A 20,642-nucleotide genomic window follows, 5' to 3' on the forward strand; every position below is an offset into this window, starting at 1 on the left:
CCGTTCGGGTAACCCCGGAAGGTCATACACCCCGGAATCGATTGATAGCTGTGAGGTGCTTCGCGCGCAGTTCGTGATCCAGCACACCAAGACCTTCTTCCGGCGCAAGGCAGAGCACGCCGACCTTGCCCTGGTGCACGTTGCGGTGCACGTCGTGCGCGGCCTGGCCCGTTTCGTCCATTGAGTACACCTTGGACACCGTCGGGTGGATCTTTCCCTTTGCGATCAACCGGTTCGCCTCCCACGCCTCGCGGTAGTTCGCGAAGTGCGAGGAGATGATGCTCTTCAGGTTCATCCACAGGTAGCGGTTGTCGTACTGGTGCATGTACCCGGAGGTCGAGGCGCACGTCACGATCTTGCCGCCCTTGCGCGCCACGAACACCGACGCGCCGAACGTCTCGCGGCCGGGGTGCTCGAACACGATGTCCGGGTCCTCACCGCCCGTCAGCTCACGGATGCGAGCGCCGAACCGCTTCCACTCGCGCGGGTCCTGCTCGTGCTCGTTCTTCCAGAACTTGTAGCCCTCGGCGGAACGATCGATGATCAGTTCGGCGCCCATGGAACGAACGATCTCCGCCTTCTCCGGAGAGGAGACGACGCAGATGGGCGTGGCGCCACCGTTCAGCGCGAACTGCGTGGCGTACGAACCGAGGCCGCCCGAGGCGCCCCAGATCAGCACGGTGTCGCCCTGCTTCATGTTCGCGCCGTTGGTCGACACGAGCTGCCGGTACGCGGTGGAGTTCACCAGGCCCGGCGACGCGGCCTCTTCCCACGTGAGGTGCTTCGGCATCGGCATCAGCTGGTTCGACTTCACCAGCGCGAGGTCCGCGAGGCCACCGAAGTTCGTCTCGAAGCCCCAGATCCGCTGCTGCGGGTCGAGCATCGTGTCGTTGTGGCCGTCCGGCGCCTCCAGCGGCACGTCCAGGCAGTGCGCCACGACGCGGTCGCCCGGCTTCCACGCGGTGACGCCGGGACCGGTGCGCACGACGACGCCGGCCAGGTCCGACCCCACGACGTGGTACGGCAGGTTGTGGCGGCCGCCCAGCTTCTTCAGGAAGCCGAACGTGGACACCGGCTCGAAGATCGAGGTCCACACGGTGTTGTAGTTGATCGCGGACGCCATGACGGCGACCAGCGCCTCACCCGGACCGAGCTCCGGCGTGGCGACCTCGTCGACGTGCAGCGACTTGCGCGGGTCTTTGTCCCGCGTCTCGAGGCCCGAGAACATGTCGGCCTCGTCCGCGTGCACTGTCACGCCCCGATAGCTCTCCGGAACGTCCAAGGAACCGATCGCGTCCAGCTCATCGGCCAGGATCGCGTCAAGGATCTTCTGCACGGCGGCATTCCTTCCCGAGTGAGGGATAGTCGCAGGTTGCCGGAGGTTACTCAGCAGTAACCGATTCAGATGCACGCCTGTGAGGGATTCCACTCAGAAGTGTTGACCGGGCGGCCAGCCAAAGAGGAGCATCGACGGTGATCCGAGAAGGAGGAGGTGGTGGAGATGACCAAGGCGTGGACCAGGTGGCAGGACTGGGCCGAAGTGGCGATCGGCGTTCTGGTGCTGCTGTCTCCGCTCGTCGTGGACACCTCGAACGCGGCCATGTGGACGATGATCGTGCTCGGCGCGCTCATCGCGATCGACGGACTCGTCGACCTCGCCATGCCCGCGATGATCTACGGGGAGTACGTGCAGATGGTGCTCGGAGCACTGCTGTTCATCTCTCCGTGGGTGATGGGCTACACCGACCTGATGGCGGCCTCGTGGGTCTCCTGGGTCGGCGGCGTGCTCACCGTGGCCGCGGGGGCGCTGGCGATGCCCTCCGCGAACGCCGCGCACTCGGCCGCGGCGCAGCCGCACTGATCAGCCGGAAAACCTGTGGGCCCAGGAGCTTCTTGGGCCCACACACTCATGGAGGAACGCGTGGAGGACTCGGCCAAGGAACGCATCCTGGCCGCGGCTGAAGAGCTCTTCGCCGACGGAGGCTTCGACGCCACCCCGACCTCGCGGATCGCCGAACGCGCCGGCGTGCCCAAAGGCCTGGTGCACTACTACTTCAACCGCAAGAAGGACCTGCTCGCCGCGCTGGTGGCGCGGTTGCCGGACAGCACGGTCGACCACCGCAGGGTCGTCGTCGCGGGAGACGTCGCGGAGTCGCTCAGGAGGCTCGTGGCCGCACTCGACGCGCGCTTGAACGCCTCGCCGCTGCTGTCACACCTGTTGTGGCGTGAAGCGGATACGCATTCAGCTGTGCGCGACGCGATGCGGGCGCGCTACGACAACGTCGCGGCGCAGATCAAGCAGGTCATCCTGGCCGCGGGCGGTGCCGCCGTCGCGATCAAGGACGTCGAGGCAGCCGCGGCACTCCTCGCGCTGGCCGTCAGCTACCGGCATTCGGTGGCGAGGCACAGCGACGAGGAGGACCCGATCGACCGCGAGCTGGTTTTCGTCGCTAGTGCTTTGCAGGCTCGACCAGCTCGATGAGCACGCCGCCCGCGTCCTTCGGGTGCACGAAGTTGACCCGGCTGTCGGACGTGCCGCGCTTGGCCGCGTCGTAGAGCAGGCGCAGGCCCTTCGCCCGCAGCGCGTCCGCCGCGACGTCCACATCGGACACCCGGTAGGCGAGCTGCTGCAGGCCGGGACCGGAGCGGCCGATGAACTTCGCGATCGTCGAGTCCTCGTTCAGCGGCGCCAGCAGCTGGATCGCGGTGCCCGCGTGGTCGCCGGGCGCGTGCAGCATCGCCTCGCGCACGCCCTGCTCCTCGTTCACCTCTTCGTGAGCGACTTCGAGGCCGAAGTTGTCGCGGTAGAACGCGATGGCGACGTCGAGGTCGGGCACGGCGATGCCCACGTGGTCGATCGCGGTCACGAATCGAGCGAGGTCTGCGTTCATAGCGGGCAAGGGTAACTACCTGATCGGTGCAGGTGCTCCTGTGCGGGGTCTCACACGATTACCGCCCAGTAGCCCCAGGTATGGTGCCTAGTTAACGACCGTTCGCTCTTCCAATGGAGGCAGTTGTGTCCGGTTCCGTGATCGTCGCCGGGGCGCGTACCCCGATGGGCCGACTGCTGGGGTCGCTCAAGGACTTCTCGGGTGCCCAGCTGGGTGGCGTCGCGATCAAGGCGGCACTGGAACGCGCCGGCGTGGCCCCCGAGCAGGTGCAGTACGTGATCATGGGTCAGGTGCTGACCGCCGGAGCGGGCCAGATTCCCGCCCGCCAGGCCGCGGTCGCCGCGGGCATCCCGATGAGCGTGCCCGCGCTGACCATCAACAAGGTGTGCCTGTCCGGCATCGACGCGATCGCGCTGGCCGACCAGCTGATCCGCGCCGGCGAGTTCGACGTCGTCGTGGCCGGTGGCCAGGAGTCGATGACGCAGGCGCCGCACCTGCTGCCGAAGTCGCGCGGCGGGTTCAAGTACGGCGACGTGACGATGGTCGACCACATGGCGCACGACGGTCTGTTCTGCGCGTTCGACCAGGTCGCGATGGGCGTCTCGACCGAGAAGTACAACGGCCGCTACGGCGTCACGCGTGAGGAGCAGGACGCGTTCTCCGCGCGGTCGCACCAGCTCGCCGCCAAGGCCGCGGAGAACGGCGTGTTCGAAGCCGAGATCGCGCCGGTCGCGATCCCGCAGCGCAAGGGCGACCCGATCCTGTTCAGCACGGACGAGGGCGTCCGCGCGGACACGACCGCCGACTCGCTCGGCAAGCTGCGCCCGGCGTTCGCCGCGGACGGCACCATCACCGCGGGCTCGGCGTCGCAGATCTCCGACGGCGCGGCCGCCGTGGTCGTGATGAGCAAGGCGAAGGCCGAGGAACTGGGCCTGGAGTGGATCGCGGAGATCGGCGCCCACGGCGTCGTCGCGGGTCCCGACGCCTCGCTGCACGAGCAGCCGTCCAACGCCATCAAGGCCGCGTGCGCCAAGGAGGGCACCGATCCCGCCGACCTCGACCTGATCGAGATCAACGAGGCGTTCGCGGCGGTCGGCATCGTCTCGTCCCGTCAGCTCGGAATCCCCGAGGACAAGGTCAACGTCAACGGCGGCGCCATCGCGCTGGGCCACCCGATCGGCATGTCCGGTGCCCGCATCGCCCTGCACCTCGCGCTCGAGCTGCAGCGTCGAGGCGGCGGCGTGGGTGCCGCGGCGCTGTGCGGTGGTGGTGGTCAGGGCGACGCTCTGATCATCCGCGTGCCCGCCAAGGCCTAGTGGCGTGACACGAAGCGCTGACGGTGAATCCACGCTCAGCAGGGCGCCTCGCGGCACCGCCCCCACGCCCCCGTACAACCAGTACGAGGACGTGGGGGCGGCACCCCGAGGCACCCGTCTGAGCGCGAATTCGCTCGGCAACGCTTCGAGCCACGCCACTAGTGTCCCGGCTGTGGCCACAGCTGTTGACGTAGCAGGACTGGTCGACCGCGCGCGTGACGGCGAGCCGCGCGCGGTCGCCAGGCTGATCTCGCTGGTGGAACAGGCGAGCTCGGCCCTTCCGGAGGTGGCCGCGGCGCTCGCCCCGCACACCGGCAACGCCCAGGTCATCGGCCTGACCGGCGCCCCCGGCGTCGGCAAGTCGACCTCCACCAACGCCCTCGTGCGCGCCTTCCGCGCCGAGGGCAAGCGTGTCGCCGTGATCGCCGTCGACCCGTCCAGCCCGTTCTCCGGCGGCGCCCTGCTGGGCGACCGCGTGCGCATGGGCGACCACGCCACCGATCCCGGCGTCTTCATCCGCTCGATGGCCACCCGAGGCCACCTCGGCGGCCTCTCCTGGGCCACCCCGCAGGCGTTGCGCGTGCTCGACGCCGCCGGTTTCGACGTGATCCTCGTGGAGACGGTCGGCGTCGGTCAGTCCGAGGTGGAGATCGTCGCCCTCGCCGACACGACCATCGTCCTGCTGGCACCGGGCATGGGCGACGGCATCCAGGCCGCGAAGGCGGGCATCCTGGAGATCGCGGACGTCTTCGTGGTCAACAAGGCCGACCGCGACGGCGCCGACCAGACCGCGCGCGACCTCAAGTACATGATCTCGCTGGGCCGCCGAGACCGCTCCGGCCCGGTCTGGCGCCCGCCCGTCGTGAAAACGGTGGCCGCCCGCATGGAGGGCCTCGACCGCGTGGTCGAGGCGATCGCCGAGCACCAGTCGTGGATGGCCTCGCACGGCGAACTCCAGGAACGCCGCCTCCGCAGGGCAGGCGCCGAGATCGAGGCGATCGCCGTGGACCGCGTCCGCACCCGCTTCGGCCCGGTGGACCAGCTCGCGAAGCGCGTGGTTTCCGGCGAACTCGACCCGTTCGCGGCGGCAGACCTGTTGATCAGCGGTAATCTGCGGCCATGACCGCTTGGGGAGCACCTCCACCCGTCATCGTCGACCTCGGCAAGAGCGACACCCGCAAGGTGCTGATCGGCGGCTCGGTCGCCGGAATCCTGGGCATCCTCGCCCTGGTAGGTGCCGTCACCGCCTTCCTGGACGGCGAACCGGTGGGCGGCAGCATCGCGGCCGTCATCGGCATCGCGTTCACCGGCATCGGCGTCATGGCCGTCGTCAAGTGGAAGACCATCTCCCGCCCCCGCAAGCTCGTCATCGAGCAGCAGGGCATCCGCCTGGACGACCCGCAGGGCATGCCGTGGGCGGTGGCGTGGCAGGAACTGGGCGCGATCTCGATCTCCCGCACTCAGGAACGCGCAGTTCAGCTGGCGGACGCCCTGGTGCCCCGGACGTTGGTGCGCGTCGACCTGCACCCGCGCGACCCGCAGGAGTTCCGGCCCGCGCACCCGACGATGGAGCCCCTGTGGGAGTTCCACCGGGTGCAGAACGGATACCGGCTGCCGCTCGGGGACTCGGCCGGGTTCATCGGGCCGATCGACCACGGGCTGCGGACGTTCGCTCCGCAGATCTACCGCGGAGTGATCGACGAGGGTTTCACCGTCGGCCTGCACTGAACGACCGCTGCGGCCGGCACCGCCGCAGAACCACCCTCGCAAGGTGACCGCCTGTATCAAACAAGACGTCTCTCTACTCTCAGTAGTCCCAAAGTTCACTGTTTGCAGTGATGGTCTCCCCCTTGACTACGCTGGGGAGTTACCCTCAGTCGTTCGTGCGGTGGTCACTTCTATCCCCCCAAAGGGGTGAAGCCGTGGGCGTCAAGGTGAGCACGGAACAGCGGGTGCTGGACGTCGTGCTGTCGTTCGCCGAGGACGACACCCTGCCCGAGCTGCTTCGCCACGTGGTCGAGTCCGCCTGCGAGCTGATCGAAGCCCCTTACGGCGCGCTGGCGGTGATCAACGGCCACAAGGAGCTCACCGAGTTCGGCGGCCACCACGACGGCCAGGTCCAGATCACGTCCGGTGATCCCCGCTCGATCGGCGTAGCGGACTTCCTGGGGGCGCCGATCAAGGTCCACGACGAGACGTTCGGCAACCTCTTCCTGGCGGGCAAGCCGGAGTTCACCGCTCAGGACCGCGACATCCTCGCCGCGCTGTCGACGGCGGCGGGCAGCGCCGTCGGTCACTTGGACCGCTACGAACAGGCGCGCAAGCGTGAGGTGTGGCTCAGGGCCGCTGCCGAGGTGACCACCGACCTGCTGATGGGCACGAACGGCCGTGAGGCGCTTTACCTCGTGGCGAGGACCGCGCGCACGACGGCGAACGCCGACTTCGCGGCGGTGGTGCTGCCCGATCAGAACGGTGATCTCGTCATCGAGGTGACCGAGGGCGGTACTTACGACGCCGAGGGCATGCGGGTGCCGAAGGAGGGCACCGCCACCTACCGGGTCTACAGGTCGGGCCACGGCGAGTGCCACGACGAGGGCAGGCTGGCCGCGGTGCCGGGGGCGTCCGCGATCGTGCCGCTCACGGTGGGGGAACGGACGATCGGCGTCCTCATCGTCGCGCGGCCGCCGGGCGAGCCCAGCTTCGACGCCCCCGAGCTGATCGAGGCTTTCGCCGCTCAGGCCGCGCTGGTGCTGGAGTTCACGCGAGCGAGAGGCGACACCGAGCGGCTCGCGGTGCTGGAGGACCGCGACCGCATCGCGCGGGATCTGCACGACCTGGTCATCCAGCGGCTGTTCGGGCTCGGGCTCGGGTTGCAGGGGCTGACCGGCATGAACGACAAACCACAGCTCGTCGAGCGGATCAGCGGGTTCGTGGAGGAGGTCGACCACACGATCCGCGAGATCCGCCGCACCATCTTCTCCCTGCAGGAACCGCCGTCCGGGGGCGCGAGCCTGCGTGGCCAGTTGCTCAACGCGGTGCACGAGTCCGCGAGCCTTCTCGGCTTCGAGCCGGACGTGTCGCTCGAAGGGCCGTTGGACAGCGTCGTGCCGGACCAGGTTCGGCCCGATTTGCTCGCCACCCTCCGGGAAGCGCTAACGAATGTAGTGCGCCACGCGAAAGCAAAGCACGTAGCTGTCGCCGTGAGCGTCGATCGCACCGTGACGAGCCTCGAGCTCATGGTCAAGGACGACGGCCGGGGCTTGCCGTTGGCTGACGATTCAGCCGGCGGGCCCCACCACGCCGGCGGACTGGCGAACATGGCGGCTCGGGCGCGGCGTCACCACGGCGACTGCGCGGTCGACTCGATCCCCGGTGCGGGAGTGAGCATCACCTGGTTCGTTCCACTGGTGCTGCAGGAGGCGAGATGGCAATAGCGGTGCTGCTCGTGGACGACCACGAGATCGTGCGGCGCGGGCTCGTGCAGTTGCTGGTGCAGGCGGAGGACATCAAGGTCGTCGGCCAGGCGGACAGCGCCACGGCCGCGGTCGCGCAGGCGACCCGGCTCAGACCCGATGTCGCGATCATCGACGTGCGGTTGCCCGACGGCGACGGCGTCACGGTGTGCCGGGAGATCAGGAGCCTGGTGCAGCCGCCGCCCGCGTGCCTGATGCTCACGTCCTATTCGGACGACGAGGCGCTGTTCGGCGCGATCATGGCCGGCGCGTCCGGCTACATGCTGAAAGAGGTGTCCGGCAACGATCTCGTGGCCGCCGTCCGCACCCTCGCCTCGGGCGGATCGCTCCTGCACGCCGGCGTCACGGCCACGGTCCTGCAACGACTCCGCGGCGGGCCCGAGGAAGATCCGCGCTATGCCGCGCTGAGCCCCCAGGAACGCCGCATCCTCGACCTCATCGCCGAGGGCATGACGAACCGGCAGATCGCGAACCGCCTGTTCCTCGCCGAGAAGACCGTCAAGAACTACGTGTCGTCACTGCTGCACAAGCTCGGCTTCGACCGCCGCACCGAGGCGGGCGTCTACGCGGCCCGGCGCAGACGCGCCCACCCCGGCACGTTCTAGGCGATCTTCGGCAGCGGGTTCATCGTCACCGCGGGAACTTCCTTCTCCGCCAAGCGTTCCGTCTTCGCCCACGTGTTGCGCCCGGCGAAGTGCCGGTACAGCGCGCGCAACGTCGACACCGAGCCCAGGATCAGGAACAGCGGATAGGCCAGGCTGACGAGCAGGCATCTCCACAGCGGTTCGTCGCCGTGCTTGAGCCGGTGCACCAGGCCCCAGATCAGGCCGGGCAGCAGCAGGGCCACCAGCCAGATCCCCAGCGCCAGCAGGGTGTTCGAGCCGCTCGCGGTGAACCCGGCGATCTCCAGCCCGGTGAACTGCGCGTAGAAGTTGACGCCCACCAAGGCGGTGACGAGCACCGTCATCGGCGCGACCAGCCACGGTGTCAGCAGGTACTGCAGGAACTCCATCAGCGCGACGGAACCCACGTGCTTGGCCCTGATCAGCTTCGGCACGTACCCGAGGCACTGCAGGTTGCCCTGCCCCCACCGGGTGCGCTGCCGCAGCAGCCGTTGCACGTCGACCAGGCCCTGCTGGGTGATCGTCGCGTGCGTGGCGTACCGGATGCGCTGGCCGGTCAGGTGCACGCGCAGACCCAGTTCCAGGTCCTCGACCAGGCACGCCGACCACGGCGCCTCGCCCAGGTCCATCAACGTCCTGAGGCGCACGAACTGGCCGTTGCCGCCGAGCCCGACCGTGCCGACGGCGTCCCGCAACGACTGCGAGGCGTCCACCACGCAGCTGAACTCCAGGTCCTGCAGGAACGCGAGCAGGTTGGTGCGGTTGTGGATCCGGACACGGCACTGCACGGCACCGACGGCGCGTTGCGCGAAGTACGCGGAGATCTCGGACAGCATGCCGGGCTCGCCGCGGCCGTCGCCGTCGATCACGCCGACGATCGTGCGGTGGACCGTGCCGGCCTCCTCCGCGATGCCGCGGATGTAACCGAAGGCGTGGTTCAGCGCTTCGCCCTTGCCCTTCCGGGCTTCCGGCAGGGTGCGTCTGAGCACGTGCAGCCGGTGGTCGTCGATCTCGGCCAGCACGCGCGGGGTGCCGTCGTCCGAGCCGTCGTCGACGACGACGACCTGAACCGGTGTGCGCGCCCCGTCCAAAGCGAGTGCGGCACGCACGGTGTTTGCTACGACACGTTCCTCGTTCAACGCCGGAATGATGATCCAGTACTGCAACGGATGCCGCGACGGAACTTCCGGTCCGCCCGGTTTCGGGCGCCACCAGACAAAGAGTGCGAGCACCAGGTTGTAACAGGGCCAAAAAACCAGCAGGACGAGCATGAACGTCGCGAATTGTGTCGTGTCTGTCATGACACAAACCTGTCTACAAAAGCGGTTGCAGGGGCAACAACTGCGGACCGGATGTGAAGTTGAGTCATTCTGGCTCCTGGTAACGAAGCGCTGGGCCGGTACGAGATACCAGACAGCAGGGCCGGGAGCAGGTGTTCGTGGCGAGACTATGGCTAGCTGATTAGAGCGTCAACCGGCCATATCGGGTACGAATAGACCTTCGTTACACGAGGTTCGCAATGTCGATCACCGATATGGCGGTACCCCTGCGAGACGGGTACCAATTGATTGTCAGCGGTGCCCGACCACCGCGATGATGGCGCACGTTCGCCGCGCGTGCCTGGACTTGCAAAGAGGTAGAAGATGGGACTAAGTGCCCTGGTGCCCGGCCCTCGGCAGTTCTACCGGGGCGAGGTTCCCGAGGTTTTCCTGGTCGCGGGAACGCGCCCTGAAGCAGTGAAGATGGCGCCGGTGGCCGCCGCGATGTTCGCGTGCGGTCGTCTCCGGCCCGTGCTCGTGAACTCCGGGCAACACCCGGAGATGGTCGACCAGGCGCTGGAGTCGTTCGGCTTCACGGCCGACGTCAGACTCAAGCTGAACCGCGTCACGGGCGGCCAGGCCGAGCTGACCGGCCAGCTGATCGAGGAACTCGACCGGCTCTTCACCGAACGCACGCCGGGCGCGGTGCTCGTGCAGGGCGACACGACGACGACGCTGGCGGGCGCGCTCGCCGCGTTCTGGCAGCAGATTCCCGTCGTGCACCTGGAAGCCGGGCTGCGCTCGCACGACCTCACCTCGCCGTTCCCCGAGGAGGGGAACCGCAAGATGGTCGGCCAGCTCGCGTCGCTGCACCTCACACCGACCGCTGACTCGGCCGCGCACCTCGCCGCGGAGTCGTTGCAGGGCAACAACGTCCTGACCATCGGCAACACCGTGGTGGACGCCGTGCTCGACGTCGCCGCCCGCCGCGCGCCCTACGGCGACAGCCGGCTGCAGGAGATGGAGAACCGGGTCCACGGCGGACAGTCGCGGCTCGTGCTGGTCACCGCGCACCGCCGCGAGTCTTGGGGCGAGCCGCTCGACCGCGTGCTGCACGCCGTCGCGGACATCGTGCGGGAACGGCCCGACGTCGAGGTCGTCCTGCCCGCGCACCCGAATCCCGACGTGCGCCAGCAGGTGCTGGACGTGCTGGGCGGCGTCGCCCGCGTCACGATCACCGATCCGCTGCCGTACGCGCAGATGGCCCGGCTGCTCGCGCAGTGCACGCTGGTGCTGTCCGACTCGGGCGGCATCCAGGAGGAGGCGCCGTCGTTCGGCGTCCCGGCGCTGGTGCTGCGCGACGTGACCGAACGCATGGAGGCGGTCAACTCGGGCTGTGCCGTGCTCGTCGGCACCGACCGCGAGCGCATCACGGCTCTGACCCTCCACCTGCTCGACAGTCCTTCCGCACGCGAGGCGATGACCGCCGACGGCAACCCGTTCGGCGACGGGCTCGCGTCCGTGCGCACCGAACAGGCCCTGGCCTGGCTGCTGGGCCTGCAACAGCAGCGACCCGCCGAGTTCGCTCCTTACGCGGGCAGCGCGACCGTGCGCATGTCCGGAGAGGTAGATGTGGCATGAGAAGCCGACTGCTCAAGGTCGCTGCCGGGGTTGCGCTCGCGGTCGCGATGATTCCCGCGCCCGCCGCCCAGGCCGCGCCCATCTCGCTCAAGCTGGACGCCGTCGGTGAGCTCGCGGAGAACGTGCTGCCCGCGCCGCCGCTGACGACCACGAAGCCGTCCGCGACCAGCTCGCGCATCACCAAGCGCACCACGCAGCCCGGCATCGTCTCGACCGCTCTGGGGACGCTCGGACTGGCCTCCGCGCAGGCCGCCGCGGCCGGCACGAACGGCGGCGGCGCTCCCGGTGCGAAGGCGTCGCAGAAGACGCTGATCCTGTACGACAGCACGGGTCCCTGGGCGTGGCTGGGTGAGGCCTACGCGGTGCAGGCGGGCAACCTCGCGTCGCACGGCAGCGCGTACGTCATGCACCCGGTCGGCTCGTACACCGCCGGCGAGATGTCCGGCTACACCGGCGTGATCTACGTCGGCTCGACCTACGACGAGCCGATCCCGGTGGCGTTCCTCGACGACGTGCTCGCGGGCAGCAAGCCGGTGCTGTGGATGGCGCACAACATCTGGCAGCTCACCGCCCGTGCGCCGAGCTTCCAGACCACGTACGGCTGGAACTGGGTGCAGTACGACACCGGCGCCGCGACCACCGTCCGGTACGAGAACACCGACCTCGGCCGCAACCCGCTCGCGACCCCGTCCGGTCTGATGATCACCTCGATCACCGACCCGGCGATCGCGTCGGCGCCGGCCGTCGCGACCGGTTCGGCCGCGGGCCCGATCAACTGGGCCACCAAGGCCAAGAACCTGACCTACATCGGCGAGGTCCCGTTCAGCTACGTCGACCACGGCGACCGCTACCTGGCCGCGGCGGACCTGATCAGCAAGGTCTCGAACCCGGCGATGGCCGACCGCAAGCGGGCGCTGGTGCGCATCGAGGACGTCGGCCCCGACGCCGACCCGAACGAGCTGCGCGCGGTCGCCGACTACCTGAAGTCGCAGAACGTCCCGTTCACCATCGCGGTCTACCCGCGCTTCGAGAACCCGCTGGGCGCCGACAACAACGGCGTGCCGGAGGCGGCGAACCTGGCGCAGAAGCCGCAGGTCATCAAGGCACTGCAGTACATGACGCAGCGCGGCGGCACGATCCTGATGCACGGCTACACGCACCAGTTCGGCAAGGTGGTCAACCCGTACGACGGCCGCAGCGGCAACGACTTCGAGTTCTACATGGCCCACGTCAACGAGAACGACAGCGTGATCTACGACGGCCCGGTCCCCGGTGACTCGGCGGCGTGGATGCAGGGCCGGATCAACTCGGCGACGACCGCGCTCGCGCAGGCCGGATTCGCGAAGCCCGCCATCTTCGAACCGCCGCACTACGCCGCGTCGGCCGTGGACTACCAGGTCATCCAGCAGAACTTCGGCAAGCGCTACGACCGCGGCCTGTACTTCGCCGGGTACTGCCCCGGTGGCGCGTGCGGCACCGGCACGCCGCAGTACGACAAGATCTACGGCCAGTACTTCCCGTACCTGGTCCGCGACGTCTACGGCTCCGTCGTGGCGCCGGAGGCGGTGGGCAACGTCGAGCCCGAGCCGTTCAACAACCACCCGGCTCGCCTGCCGGCCGACCTGGTCAAGACGGCGAACCAGCTCAAGGTGGTCGATGATGGTGTCGCGAGCTTCTTCTACCACCCGTACCTCGGTACCGGGTATCTGCAGCAGACCGTCTCGGGGCTGAAGAACGCGGGCTACCAGTTCGTGTCCGTCGGCACCGTGATGGCGGGGTGACAGGAGGTCCTGTGCGCTGGGTGTGGGCGGTGCTGGTGCTGGCCGGGTGTTCTGCCGGTCAGGTCGCGCCGTCCCACTCCGGCGCCACCGACGAGGGCTGGAAGGTCACCGTCTACTACACGGCCGTCGAGTCGTTCCACAGCGGACCTGCGGTGCCCGTGCGGGGCTGCCGGGTCATCGACTGCGAGAACGGTGATGACGTCCTCGGCACGTTCCCGCGGTCGTTCGCCAAGGCGGTCGAGGACGAAGGTACCGGCCGGACCGCCTCCGGCCGGTACCTCAACTGGTCCTACGACAAGGGCTACTGGCTGGACGACGAGCCGCGCGACTCGTTCGGCAAGCCCCTGAAGCCCTTCGTCTCCGCCGCCGCCGACGGGATCAGGACCGGCTCACGGATCAAGCTGGTCTCGTGTGGACAGACCCCCGAGGGCGGCAACGTCGACTCGGCGGTGTGCCGCAAGCTCGCGTCCTCCTCCTGGGAGATCACCGACGAGTTCACGCCGGGGCTCGGCGGCGAGCGGCACATCGACCTCTACCTGGGCGAGGAGACCGGACCGGGGTTCACCGAAAGCCCCTGGTACACGACGTTCGCCCAGGCCGTGCTGGAGATTCACCAGCCCAGCTGAACCGCCAGCTCCCGCGCCTTGGTGAGCGGGTTGCCCGTGCTCTCACCGGGTGCCGGCAGCGGCACGCCGGGGCAGCTCAGGTCCTTCCGCGGCACCACGCCGTCGACGAGGTAGCTCTCCACCACGTCGCTGACGCAGTCGTTGCCGAACCCGTAGATGCCGTGGTCACCCTCGTCCCGCACGGTGAGCATGCGCGAGTTGGCGAACTTCGCGTGCGCCCGCTGCGCGCCTGCCAGCGGCGTCGCGGGGTCGCGCACCGACTGCACCATGAGCGAGGAGTCCACGCCCTTGCCGGTGGGGCGCTTGAGGTTCACGTTCGGGCGGTCCCACCACGCACACGGGCCGGTCACCTGGTAACCGCCGACGAGCGAGTACTGCTTGACGCTCCTGTTGCCCTCGCGCTCCAGCGACTTCCGGTCACCGCGGAACGGGGTGTCGTTGCACATGATCGACATCTGCGTGCCCATCAGCGAGTCCGGGTACTGCTTCGGCGCGGACTTGGCCAGCGCGGCGGGCTGCGCGATGTACGCGAGCAGCTGGGCCGTGCCCTCGAACGAGCCCTTGCTGTACAGGCCGCCGAAGATCAGGGCGTCCAGCAGGACCGGCGTGACGACGGTGCCGTCCGGCAGAGTGAGGGGCTGCTCGGCCAGCCGTGCGCGCGTGGTCTCGTACTTCTGGCGCACCTCCTCCGCGGTCTTGCCGAGCTGGAACACGTTGTCGTACTTGGCGACCCACGGCAGGAAGTCGACGCGGAACCGGAGTTCGGCGCCCGGCGGGAGGTTGTCGAAGACCTTCTGCCACGACTCGGTGAACTCGGTGTTGGAGTCGAGCACGATCTTGTCGAGCGTCTTGGGGAAGTAGGTCGCGTAGTAGGCGCCCATCCAGCTGCCGGCGGAGTAGCCGAGCCAGCTGACCTTCTTCCTGCCCAGGACCTGCCGGAGCAGGTCGAGGTCGCGCACCGTCTGCTCGGTGGTGATGTACTTGCCGAGCTTGCCGGACTTGGTCTGGCAGAACTTCGCCTGCAGCTCCATGCCGCCGTAGATCAGGTCGAGGCCCGCCTTGCTGCGGTCGCGCCAGTCGCTGGCGAGGCGGTGCTGGTAGCCGCCGCACGTGACGTTGTCGCTGGCGCCGGTGCCGCGCGGGTCGATGCCGACGATCTCGGCGTTCTCGCTGAGCTTCGGCCTGTTCAGGTAGACCATCGGCAGCGTGCGCCCGGCGCCGCCGGGGCCGCCCGGGTTGGTGAAGACCGTGGTCTTCGCGTTGCCGTTCAACGGAACGGTGCGGCTGACCGCGATGGTGATGGTCTTGCCGTTGCGCGGGTTGTTCCAGTCCATCGGCGCGGTGAAGCTGCCGCACTCCAGCCGTTCGAACCCCGGCTCGTCGGTGCACTTCTGCCACGTGATCCGCTGGTCGGCCAGTCCGGCCGCCTGGGCCGGTGGCGCGATCAGGAGCGATGTCGCCGTGACGGCGGTTAGTGCCGCCGCGATCTTCCTGCGGTGCATGCGTTTCCCCCTTCTACTTGCCGAGATGGGTGGCGAGCCGGCGTGCGTTCGCGAGCGGGTTCTGCTGGGGCTCGCCCGGGGCGGGGAGCGGAACTCCCTGGCACGTCAGGTCCTTCGCCGGCGTGATGTCGTCGATGAAGTAGCGCTCGACGATGTCGTTCACGCAGTCGTTGCCCAGGCCGTAGATGCCGTGGTCACCCTCGTCTTCAACGGTCAGCAGCACCGAGTTGTTGAAGTTGCGGTGTGCTCGTTGCGCGCCTTCGAGCGGCGTCGCCGCGTCGCGCACCGACTGCACCATCAACGTCGTCGGCACGCCGATTCCGGTGGGCTTCTTGAGGTTCACGTCCGGCCGGTTCCAGAACGCGCACGGGCCGGCGATCTGGTAGTAGCCGACGAGCGGCCACTTCGCGCCGTTCACCGCGGCCTCGCGTTCGAGGAACTTCCGGTCGCCGCGGAACTTCGTGTCGTTGCACAGGATCGAGTAGGCCGTGGCGTTCTGCGCGTCCGGGTAGGTGGCCAGCGCCTTCGGCTGCGCGGGGACGGTGCCGGCGAGCTCCGCGAAGATCTGCGTGCCCTGCGCGAAGTTGTCCTTCACGTAGAGCGTGCCGCGCAACAGCAGGTCGAACTGCACGCCGTTGTACACGCCTTCCGGCCGCGTCACGGGCTGCTCGTTGAGCTTGGCGCGGGTGCGTTCGTAGGACTGGCGCACCTCTTCGGCGGTCTTGCCGAGGTGGTAGACGCTGTCGTACTTGGCCACCCACGGCAGGAAGTCGACGCGGAAGCGGCGCTCGAAGCCCATGCCCCAGTCGTCGAACGCGTTCTGCCACGGCGCGGTGAAGTCGACGTTGGAGTCGAGCACGATCTTGTCCAGCGTCCTGGGGAAGTACGTGGCGTAGTAGGCGCCCAGCCAGCTGCCGCCGGAGTAGCCGAGCCAGCTGACCTTCTTCTTGCCCAGCACCTGCCGCAGCAGGTCCAGGTCCTTCACCGTCTGGTCGGTGGTGACGTACCTGCCCAGCTCGCCCGACCTGGCCTGGCAGAACTCGGCGTGCAGCTTCATGGCGCCGTAGACCAGGTCGAGGTTGGCCTCGCTGCGGTCACGCGGATCGGTCAGCGTCGTCGCGTCGAAGCTGCCGCAGGTGACGTTGCTGCTGGCACCGGTGCCGCGCACGTCGATGCCGATGATCTCGGCGTTGTCGCTCAGCTTGGGCCGGTCGAGGTAGACCAGCGGGAGGGTGAGACCGGGTCCGCCCGGCCCGCCGGGGTTGGTGAAGATGGTCTGCTTCGCCTTGCCGCTCTTCGGCGCGAGGCGGCTGACCGCGATGGTGATCGTCTTGCCGTTGCGCGGGTTGTTCCAGTCCATCGGCGCGGTGAAGTTGCCGCACTCCAGCCGTTCGCCGCCTGGCGGAAGTCCCGGTGGTGGCGTGTCGAAACACCTCTGCCACTGGATCTTCTGCGTCGGTGCCGCTGTCGCCTGTGGTGCGATGAGCAGGGATGTCGCGGTCACGACAGCCAGTGCCGCCGCGATTGTCCTTCGGTGCATTCGAGCCCCCTCCAATGTGCCTCAAGCTCATCGGTTCCGGGGACGCTGAACATCGGCTGAAGGATGACGGGTTCGTACGACTTGGGTCTTAGCCCAACGCGGCCAAGCGGCCATGACATGCGTCATCGAGCCCTGACAGGCCGAAGGGCCGTCCCCTGGGGGGAACGGCCCTTCGGGAGGCAGAACTCAGCAGGACTGCTTGTAGAAGTACTTCGAGTTGGCCGACGCGTCGTCCTTCGTGATGGCGACGAGGTCCGTCTCGATGTTGCGCTTGTTCTCCTTGCCGTCGATCGCGGCCAGGGCCTGCTCGACGCCCTGTTTGCCGATCGTGGCGGGGTCCTGGGCGATCAGGGCCTGCACGGTGCCCGCCTGCAGGTCCTTCACCTGGTTGGGCGAGGCGTCGAAGCCGACCAGGTTCACCGTGCCGGTCTTGCCCGCGTTGCGCAGGCCGGTCGCCGCGCCCTCACCGGTGTTGAGGTTGGTCGCGAACACGCCGATCAGGTCCGGGTTCGCGGCCAGGGTCGCGGTCACCTTCGAGGCCGCGGTGGCGGGCTCGTTGTCGGTGTACTGCTGGCCGATGTACTTGAGGTTCGGGAAGGCCTTGACGGCCTCCTCGAACCCCTTGGCGCGTGCGTCCGTGGTGGACGTGCCGGCCTTGGTGTTGAGCACCAGCACGGAGCCGGACTTGCCGGCGGCGAGCTTGTTCAGCGTCTCGGCCGCGAGCTTGCCGCCCTGCTCGTTGTTGGAGGAGATCGAGGAGACGCCGATCGAGGTGTCCTGCAGCTTGGTGTCGACCTCGACGACCTTGATGCCCGCGTCCTTGAGCTGCTTCATCGGGCCCGCCATGGCCTTGTCGTCGGTCGGCGCGATCAGGACCGCGGCCGGCTTGGACGCGAGGACGCCCGTGACGATCGGGGTCTGCTGGGCCGCGTCGAACTTCGCGGGGGCCTGCGTGTCGAACTCGTAGCCCGCGGCCTTCGCCGCCTCCTCGAAACCGCACTGCATCGAGATGTAGAACGGTTCCGCCGTGATGCCGGGGATCAGCACCAGCTTCTTGTTCGCGGCCGAGTTGCCCGAACCCGAGTCGCCGATCTGCCCGCCACCGCCACAGGCGGCGAGGAGGAACGCGGCTGAGACGACCACTGCGGAGCGGATCTTCATTGGTCCAGCACCTTCCTAACGTCGGTTGCGCGCCCGCCGCCGTGTCTGGTCCAGCCACACGGCGGCCACCAGCACGATCGCCACGGCGATCGGCTGCCAGAACTCCTTGACCCCGATGATCACGAGGCCCTTCTCCAACACCGCCGGGATGAACACGCCGAAGACCGTGCCCAGCACGGAACCCATGCCGCCGAAGATGCTGGTACCACCCAGGACGACGGCGGCGATCGCGTTCAGGTTGTCCGTCTCGTGGCCGGTGACGACCGCGACGCGGAAGAACGCGTTGCCCATGAACCCCGCGAGACCCGCGAGGGTGCCCGCGAGCAGGTACACCTTCGTCAGGTGGCCGCGCACCGAGATGCCGACGCGCCGTGCCGCCTCCTCGTTCGAGCCGACCGCGTACGTGTAGCGGCCGAACCGCGTGGTCGACAGCAGCAGCGCGCCGAGAGCGGTGACGATCGCGGCCACGATCACGATGTTCGGGATGCCGAGGTACGTGCCGGAACCGAAGGTGCGGTTCAGCCTGTCCGGGATGCCGGACACGTTGGAACCGTTGTTCAGCAACAGGGCCGCGCCCTGTGCCGCGCCGAACGAACCCAGCGTCACGATCAGCGCCGGGATCTTCGCGCGCGAGATCAGCAGGCCGTTGAGCAGACCCCAGACCGCGCCGCTGACCACCGCGACGAGCAGTCCGAACGCGATCACGCCCCAGCCGGCGTTCGTCGCGTCACCTCCGGACACGGCGTTCATCGCCATGGCGGAGGACACCGACGCGAACACCAGCACCGACCCCACGGACAGGTCGATGCCGGACGTGATGATCACGAAGGTCATGCCGACCGAGAGCACCAGCAGCACGGCCGTTTCCGCGAGCAGGAACTGCAGGGTGGTCACCTGGAAGACCGCGTCCGGCCGGATCGCGCCGAACGTGGCGACCAGGACCAGGAGCACCAGGCCGATCCAGAGCGTGTTCGCGCCGGTCAGACGCTTGAGGAACGACGTGCGCTGCTCGTCCGGCAGAGATGACATCGTTGTCTTCTCGTGGGTCATCAGGTCGCGTCCTCCTGGGTCAGCGCGCCGGTCATCGCGCCGACGAGCTCTTCCACGCTGGTGTCCGCGGCCTTGAAACGAGCCACGCGACGGCCGAGGCGCAGCACCTCGACGCGGTCGGAGACCGACAGCACCTCGGGCATGTTGTGCGAGATCAGCACGACGGCGATGCCCTCGTCGCGCACGCGTTTGATCACGTCGAGCACGCGTTCCCGTTGCACCACACCGAGTGCGGCCGTTGGCTCGTCCATGAACACGAGCTTCGACGCCCACGCCACCGACCGCGCGACCGCGACGGACTGGCGCTGGCCACCGGAGAGCGCCGCGATCGGCACGTCGACGCTCTGCAGCGTCGCGCCGAACCGGGTGAAGTGCTCGGAGGCCTGCTTGCGCATCGCCTTCTTGTCGAGCACGCCCAGGAGGCCGAGGATTCCGGGCTTGAGGATCTCCCTGCCCAGGAACATGTTCGCGGCCGGGTCGAGGTCCGGCGCGACCGCCAGGTCCTGGAACACCGTCTCGATGCCCAGGTCGCGGGCGTCGTTGGGGGAGTTCAGCACGAGCGGCTCGCCGTCGAACGTCAGCGTGCCGCCGGTCGGCTGCTCCACCCCGGACAGGCACTTCACCAGGGTGGACTTGCCCGCGCCGTTGTCGCCGATCAGCGACACGACCTCACCGGGGTAAGCGGTGAACGAGGCGCCGCGGAGAGCTTCCACGGTGCCGTAGTTCTTCGTGAGATCACGAGCCTCCAGCAACGGCTGGCTCAAGGCGTCACTTCCTCCACTGTGGACAGCACGGGTGGGCGGCAGCGGATCGCCACCAGGTCACCGGTCAGCCCGAGCTCGCCCGCCGCATGCGGCACGACGAGCGTGCTGCCCTTGTGCACCTCCAGCTCACCGAGCCGGCCGGCACCCTCCAGCACCACCAGCACGGCGAACGACGGCTCCAGCGTGAAGGAACCCTCGACGTGCAGGCGGTCGGCCTGGAAGAACGGGTCCGCGTCGTGGCCGAGGAGATCGACCGACGGCGCCCACTTCTCGGACGTCTGGCGCACGAGTTCCTCGAGCTTGCCGCTCCAGCCCCGCCTGTCGACGCAGTCGAGCGCGACGTCGTAGCCGAGGCCGAGGTGGCCGACGTCGGCGTCGGCGAGGAAGCCCTGCCATTCCAGCGTGACCGAGAAGTCCGTGGGCTGCTGCAGTTCGACGATGAACACGCCCTCACCGATCGCGTGCGGCACGCCGGCGGGCACGAACACGGTGTCGCCGGGCCGGACGCAGACCGGGTTCAGCGCGTCGAGCATCGCCTTCGTGTCCTGCGTGGCGACCCAGTCGGCGACGGTGTCCGCGGGCACGTCGTCGCGGAATCCGATGTAGACGGTCGGGTTCGCGCCGGTCGTGCCGACGACGATCCACGCCTCCGTCTTGCCGTGGCGGCAGTTCAGGTGCGAGGACGCGAAAGCGTTCGACGGGTGGCAGTGCACCGGCAGGCGCTGGCCCGCGTCGAGCAGCTTCACCAGCAACGCGGTGTCGCCGCCGAACTTCGCCGCGTGGTCCGCGCCGAGCCATCCCACCGGGTCCGCCTGCACCGCGTCGCGCAGGAGGACGCCGTTCGGCAACGTTGTCAACCCGGCATCGCTGCGCCCGTAGAGGGTCGTCGTCGACGCCACCCAGTCCTCGGGGCCGAAGTCACCGCTGGTCCCGCCGCGCAACGCGGCGATCGCCTCACCGCCGCGGTAGAACTGCTTCGGCTGGTTGGCGGGCAAGTTGACAGGCTGGTGGAGAA

At 68.5% G+C, this 20,642-nt stretch carries 19 protein-coding genes; 10 read left to right on the top strand and 9 right to left on the bottom strand.

The genetic code is table 11. From position 1 onward, the window contains the following. Positions 1-22: 22 nt before the first annotated feature. Complete coding sequence (gene ccrA, locus SK571_RS30025; RefSeq protein ID WP_266038074.1) at positions 23-1,336, bottom strand: crotonyl-CoA carboxylase/reductase; 1,314 nt, start codon at positions 1,334-1,336, stop codon at positions 23-25. A 165-nt stretch (positions 1,337-1,501) separates the two neighbouring features. Between ccrA and SK571_RS30030 the strand changes: the two genes are divergently transcribed. Next, entirely contained in the window at positions 1,502-1,861 is a 360-nt protein-coding gene (locus tag SK571_RS30030) for an SPW repeat protein (protein ID WP_319987436.1), read from the top strand. Between the two features lie 60 nt (positions 1,862-1,921). Beyond that, positions 1,922-2,482: a TetR/AcrR family transcriptional regulator gene (locus SK571_RS30035; protein ID WP_406602055.1), complete on the top strand. Its 561-nt coding sequence runs from the start codon at positions 1,922-1,924 to the stop codon at positions 2,480-2,482. On the opposite strand, the gene mce is transcribed toward SK571_RS30035, so the two are convergent. Next, complete coding sequence (gene mce, locus SK571_RS30040; protein ID WP_319987438.1) at positions 2,451-2,891, bottom strand: methylmalonyl-CoA epimerase; 441 nt, start codon at positions 2,889-2,891, stop codon at positions 2,451-2,453. The genes SK571_RS30035 and mce overlap by 32 nt on opposite strands. A 125-nt stretch (positions 2,892-3,016) precedes the next feature. On the opposite strand from mce, the gene SK571_RS30045 reads away from it, so the two are divergent. The 5 genes from SK571_RS30045 (at position 3,017) to SK571_RS30065 (ending at position 8,285) form a co-directional block, all read left to right on the top strand. After that, positions 3,017-4,207, top strand: a complete 1,191-nt coding sequence (locus SK571_RS30045; RefSeq protein WP_319987439.1) for an acetyl-CoA C-acetyltransferase — start codon at positions 3,017-3,019, stop codon at positions 4,205-4,207. 172 nt (positions 4,208-4,379) lie between these two features. Further along, positions 4,380-5,330 (top strand): methylmalonyl Co-A mutase-associated GTPase MeaB, encoded by a 951-nt coding sequence (gene meaB / locus SK571_RS30050; RefSeq protein WP_319987440.1) that lies wholly within the window; start codon positions 4,380-4,382, stop codon positions 5,328-5,330. Next, positions 5,327-5,935 (top strand): hypothetical protein, encoded by a 609-nt coding sequence (locus SK571_RS30055; protein ID WP_319987441.1) that lies wholly within the window; start codon positions 5,327-5,329, stop codon positions 5,933-5,935. Before meaB ends, SK571_RS30055 begins: the two co-directional genes overlap by 4 nt. 194 nt (positions 5,936-6,129) lie before the next feature. Then, positions 6,130-7,641 (top strand): GAF domain-containing sensor histidine kinase, encoded by a 1,512-nt coding sequence (locus SK571_RS30060; RefSeq protein ID WP_319987442.1) that lies wholly within the window; start codon positions 6,130-6,132, stop codon positions 7,639-7,641. Continuing rightward, positions 7,632-8,285, top strand: a complete 654-nt coding sequence (locus SK571_RS30065) for a response regulator transcription factor (protein ID WP_319987443.1) — start codon at positions 7,632-7,634, stop codon at positions 8,283-8,285. Before SK571_RS30060 ends, SK571_RS30065 begins: the two co-directional genes overlap by 10 nt. Here the strand turns inward: SK571_RS30065 and SK571_RS30070 are convergent. Beyond that, the gene (locus SK571_RS30070) at positions 8,282-9,604 is read right to left on the bottom strand and encodes a glycosyltransferase family 2 protein (protein ID WP_319987444.1); all 1,323 of its coding nucleotides are present in this window, start codon (positions 9,602-9,604) and stop codon (positions 8,282-8,284) included. The genes SK571_RS30065 and SK571_RS30070 overlap by 4 nt on opposite strands. Before the next feature lie 342 nt (positions 9,605-9,946). Here SK571_RS30070 and wecB point away from each other — a divergent pair, with 342 nt between their 5' ends. From wecB to SK571_RS30085, 3 genes are read left to right on the top strand one after another with little or no spacing between them, the layout of a single operon-like run. Continuing rightward, positions 9,947-11,203 (top strand): non-hydrolyzing UDP-N-acetylglucosamine 2-epimerase, encoded by a 1,257-nt coding sequence (wecB, locus tag SK571_RS30075; protein ID WP_319987445.1) that lies wholly within the window; start codon positions 9,947-9,949, stop codon positions 11,201-11,203. After that, a complete protein-coding gene (locus tag SK571_RS30080; protein WP_319987446.1) occupies positions 11,200-12,984 on the top strand; it encodes a polysaccharide deacetylase family protein in 1,785 nt (594 codons plus the stop codon). The genes wecB and SK571_RS30080 overlap by 4 nt, the downstream gene beginning before the upstream one ends. An 11-nt stretch (positions 12,985-12,995) precedes the next feature. Next, complete coding sequence (locus SK571_RS30085; RefSeq protein WP_319987447.1) at positions 12,996-13,610, top strand: hypothetical protein; 615 nt, start codon at positions 12,996-12,998, stop codon at positions 13,608-13,610. On the opposite strand, the gene SK571_RS30090 is transcribed toward SK571_RS30085, so the two are convergent. The 6 genes from SK571_RS30090 to SK571_RS30115 all read right to left on the bottom strand — a co-directional run bounded on the left by SK571_RS30090 (position 13,595) and on the right by SK571_RS30115 (position 20,622). Next, a complete protein-coding gene (locus tag SK571_RS30090; RefSeq protein ID WP_319987448.1) occupies positions 13,595-15,112 on the bottom strand; it encodes an alpha/beta hydrolase in 1,518 nt (505 codons plus the stop codon). The two genes, SK571_RS30085 and SK571_RS30090, sit on opposite strands and share 16 nt — an antisense overlap. 13 nt (positions 15,113-15,125) lie before the next feature. Beyond that, positions 15,126-16,652, bottom strand: a complete 1,527-nt coding sequence (locus SK571_RS30095; protein ID WP_319987449.1) for an alpha/beta hydrolase — start codon at positions 16,650-16,652, stop codon at positions 15,126-15,128. 186 nt (positions 16,653-16,838) lie between these two features. Further along, positions 16,839-17,813, bottom strand: coding sequence for an ABC transporter substrate-binding protein (locus SK571_RS30100; protein WP_319987450.1), 975 nt, complete (start codon positions 17,811-17,813; stop codon positions 16,839-16,841). A 15-nt stretch (positions 17,814-17,828) separates the two neighbouring features. Continuing rightward, a complete protein-coding gene (locus SK571_RS30105; protein ID WP_319987451.1) occupies positions 17,829-18,842 on the bottom strand; it encodes an ABC transporter permease in 1,014 nt (337 codons plus the stop codon). A gap of 20 nt (positions 18,843-18,862) precedes the next feature. Then, on the bottom strand, positions 18,863-19,627 hold the full coding sequence (locus tag SK571_RS30110) for an ATP-binding cassette domain-containing protein (RefSeq protein ID WP_319987452.1): 765 nt from the start codon (positions 19,625-19,627) through the stop codon (positions 18,863-18,865). Continuing rightward, positions 19,624-20,622, bottom strand: coding sequence for a class I mannose-6-phosphate isomerase (locus SK571_RS30115; RefSeq protein WP_319987453.1), 999 nt, complete (start codon positions 20,620-20,622; stop codon positions 19,624-19,626). The genes SK571_RS30110 and SK571_RS30115 overlap by 4 nt, the downstream gene beginning before the upstream one ends. Positions 20,623-20,642: the final 20 nt, after the last annotated feature.

The sequence above is a fragment of the Lentzea kristufekii genome, assembly GCF_033949925.1.
Classification (GTDB): Bacteria; Actinomycetota; Actinomycetes; order Mycobacteriales; family Pseudonocardiaceae; genus Lentzea; species Lentzea kristufekii.

Bases quoted from the DNA above. Each gene is read 5' to 3' on its own strand.
- SK571_RS30030 (WP_319987436.1), top strand. From the start codon at position 1,502: ATGACCAAGGCGTGGACCAGGTGGCAGGACTGGGCCGAAGTGGCGATC.
- mce (WP_319987438.1), bottom strand. From the start codon at position 2,891: ATGAACGCAGACCTCGCTCGATTCGTGACCGCGATCGACCACGTGGGC.
- SK571_RS30055 (WP_319987441.1), top strand. From the start codon at position 5,327: ATGACCGCTTGGGGAGCACCTCCACCCGTCATCGTCGACCTCGGCAAG.
- SK571_RS30065 (WP_319987443.1), top strand. From the start codon at position 7,632: ATGGCAATAGCGGTGCTGCTCGTGGACGACCACGAGATCGTGCGGCGC.
- SK571_RS30070 (WP_319987444.1), bottom strand. From the start codon at position 9,604: ATGACAGACACGACACAATTCGCGACGTTCATGCTCGTCCTGCTGGTT.
- wecB (WP_319987445.1), top strand. From the start codon at position 9,947: ATGGGACTAAGTGCCCTGGTGCCCGGCCCTCGGCAGTTCTACCGGGGC.
- SK571_RS30080 (WP_319987446.1), top strand. From the start codon at position 11,200: ATGAGAAGCCGACTGCTCAAGGTCGCTGCCGGGGTTGCGCTCGCGGTC.
- SK571_RS30090 (WP_319987448.1), bottom strand. From the start codon at position 15,112: ATGCACCGCAGGAAGATCGCGGCGGCACTAACCGCCGTCACGGCGACA.
- SK571_RS30095 (WP_319987449.1), bottom strand. From the start codon at position 16,652: ATGCACCGAAGGACAATCGCGGCGGCACTGGCTGTCGTGACCGCGACA.
- SK571_RS30100 (WP_319987450.1), bottom strand. From the start codon at position 17,813: ATGAAGATCCGCTCCGCAGTGGTCGTCTCAGCCGCGTTCCTCCTCGCC.
- SK571_RS30105 (WP_319987451.1), bottom strand. From the start codon at position 18,842: ATGTCATCTCTGCCGGACGAGCAGCGCACGTCGTTCCTCAAGCGTCTG.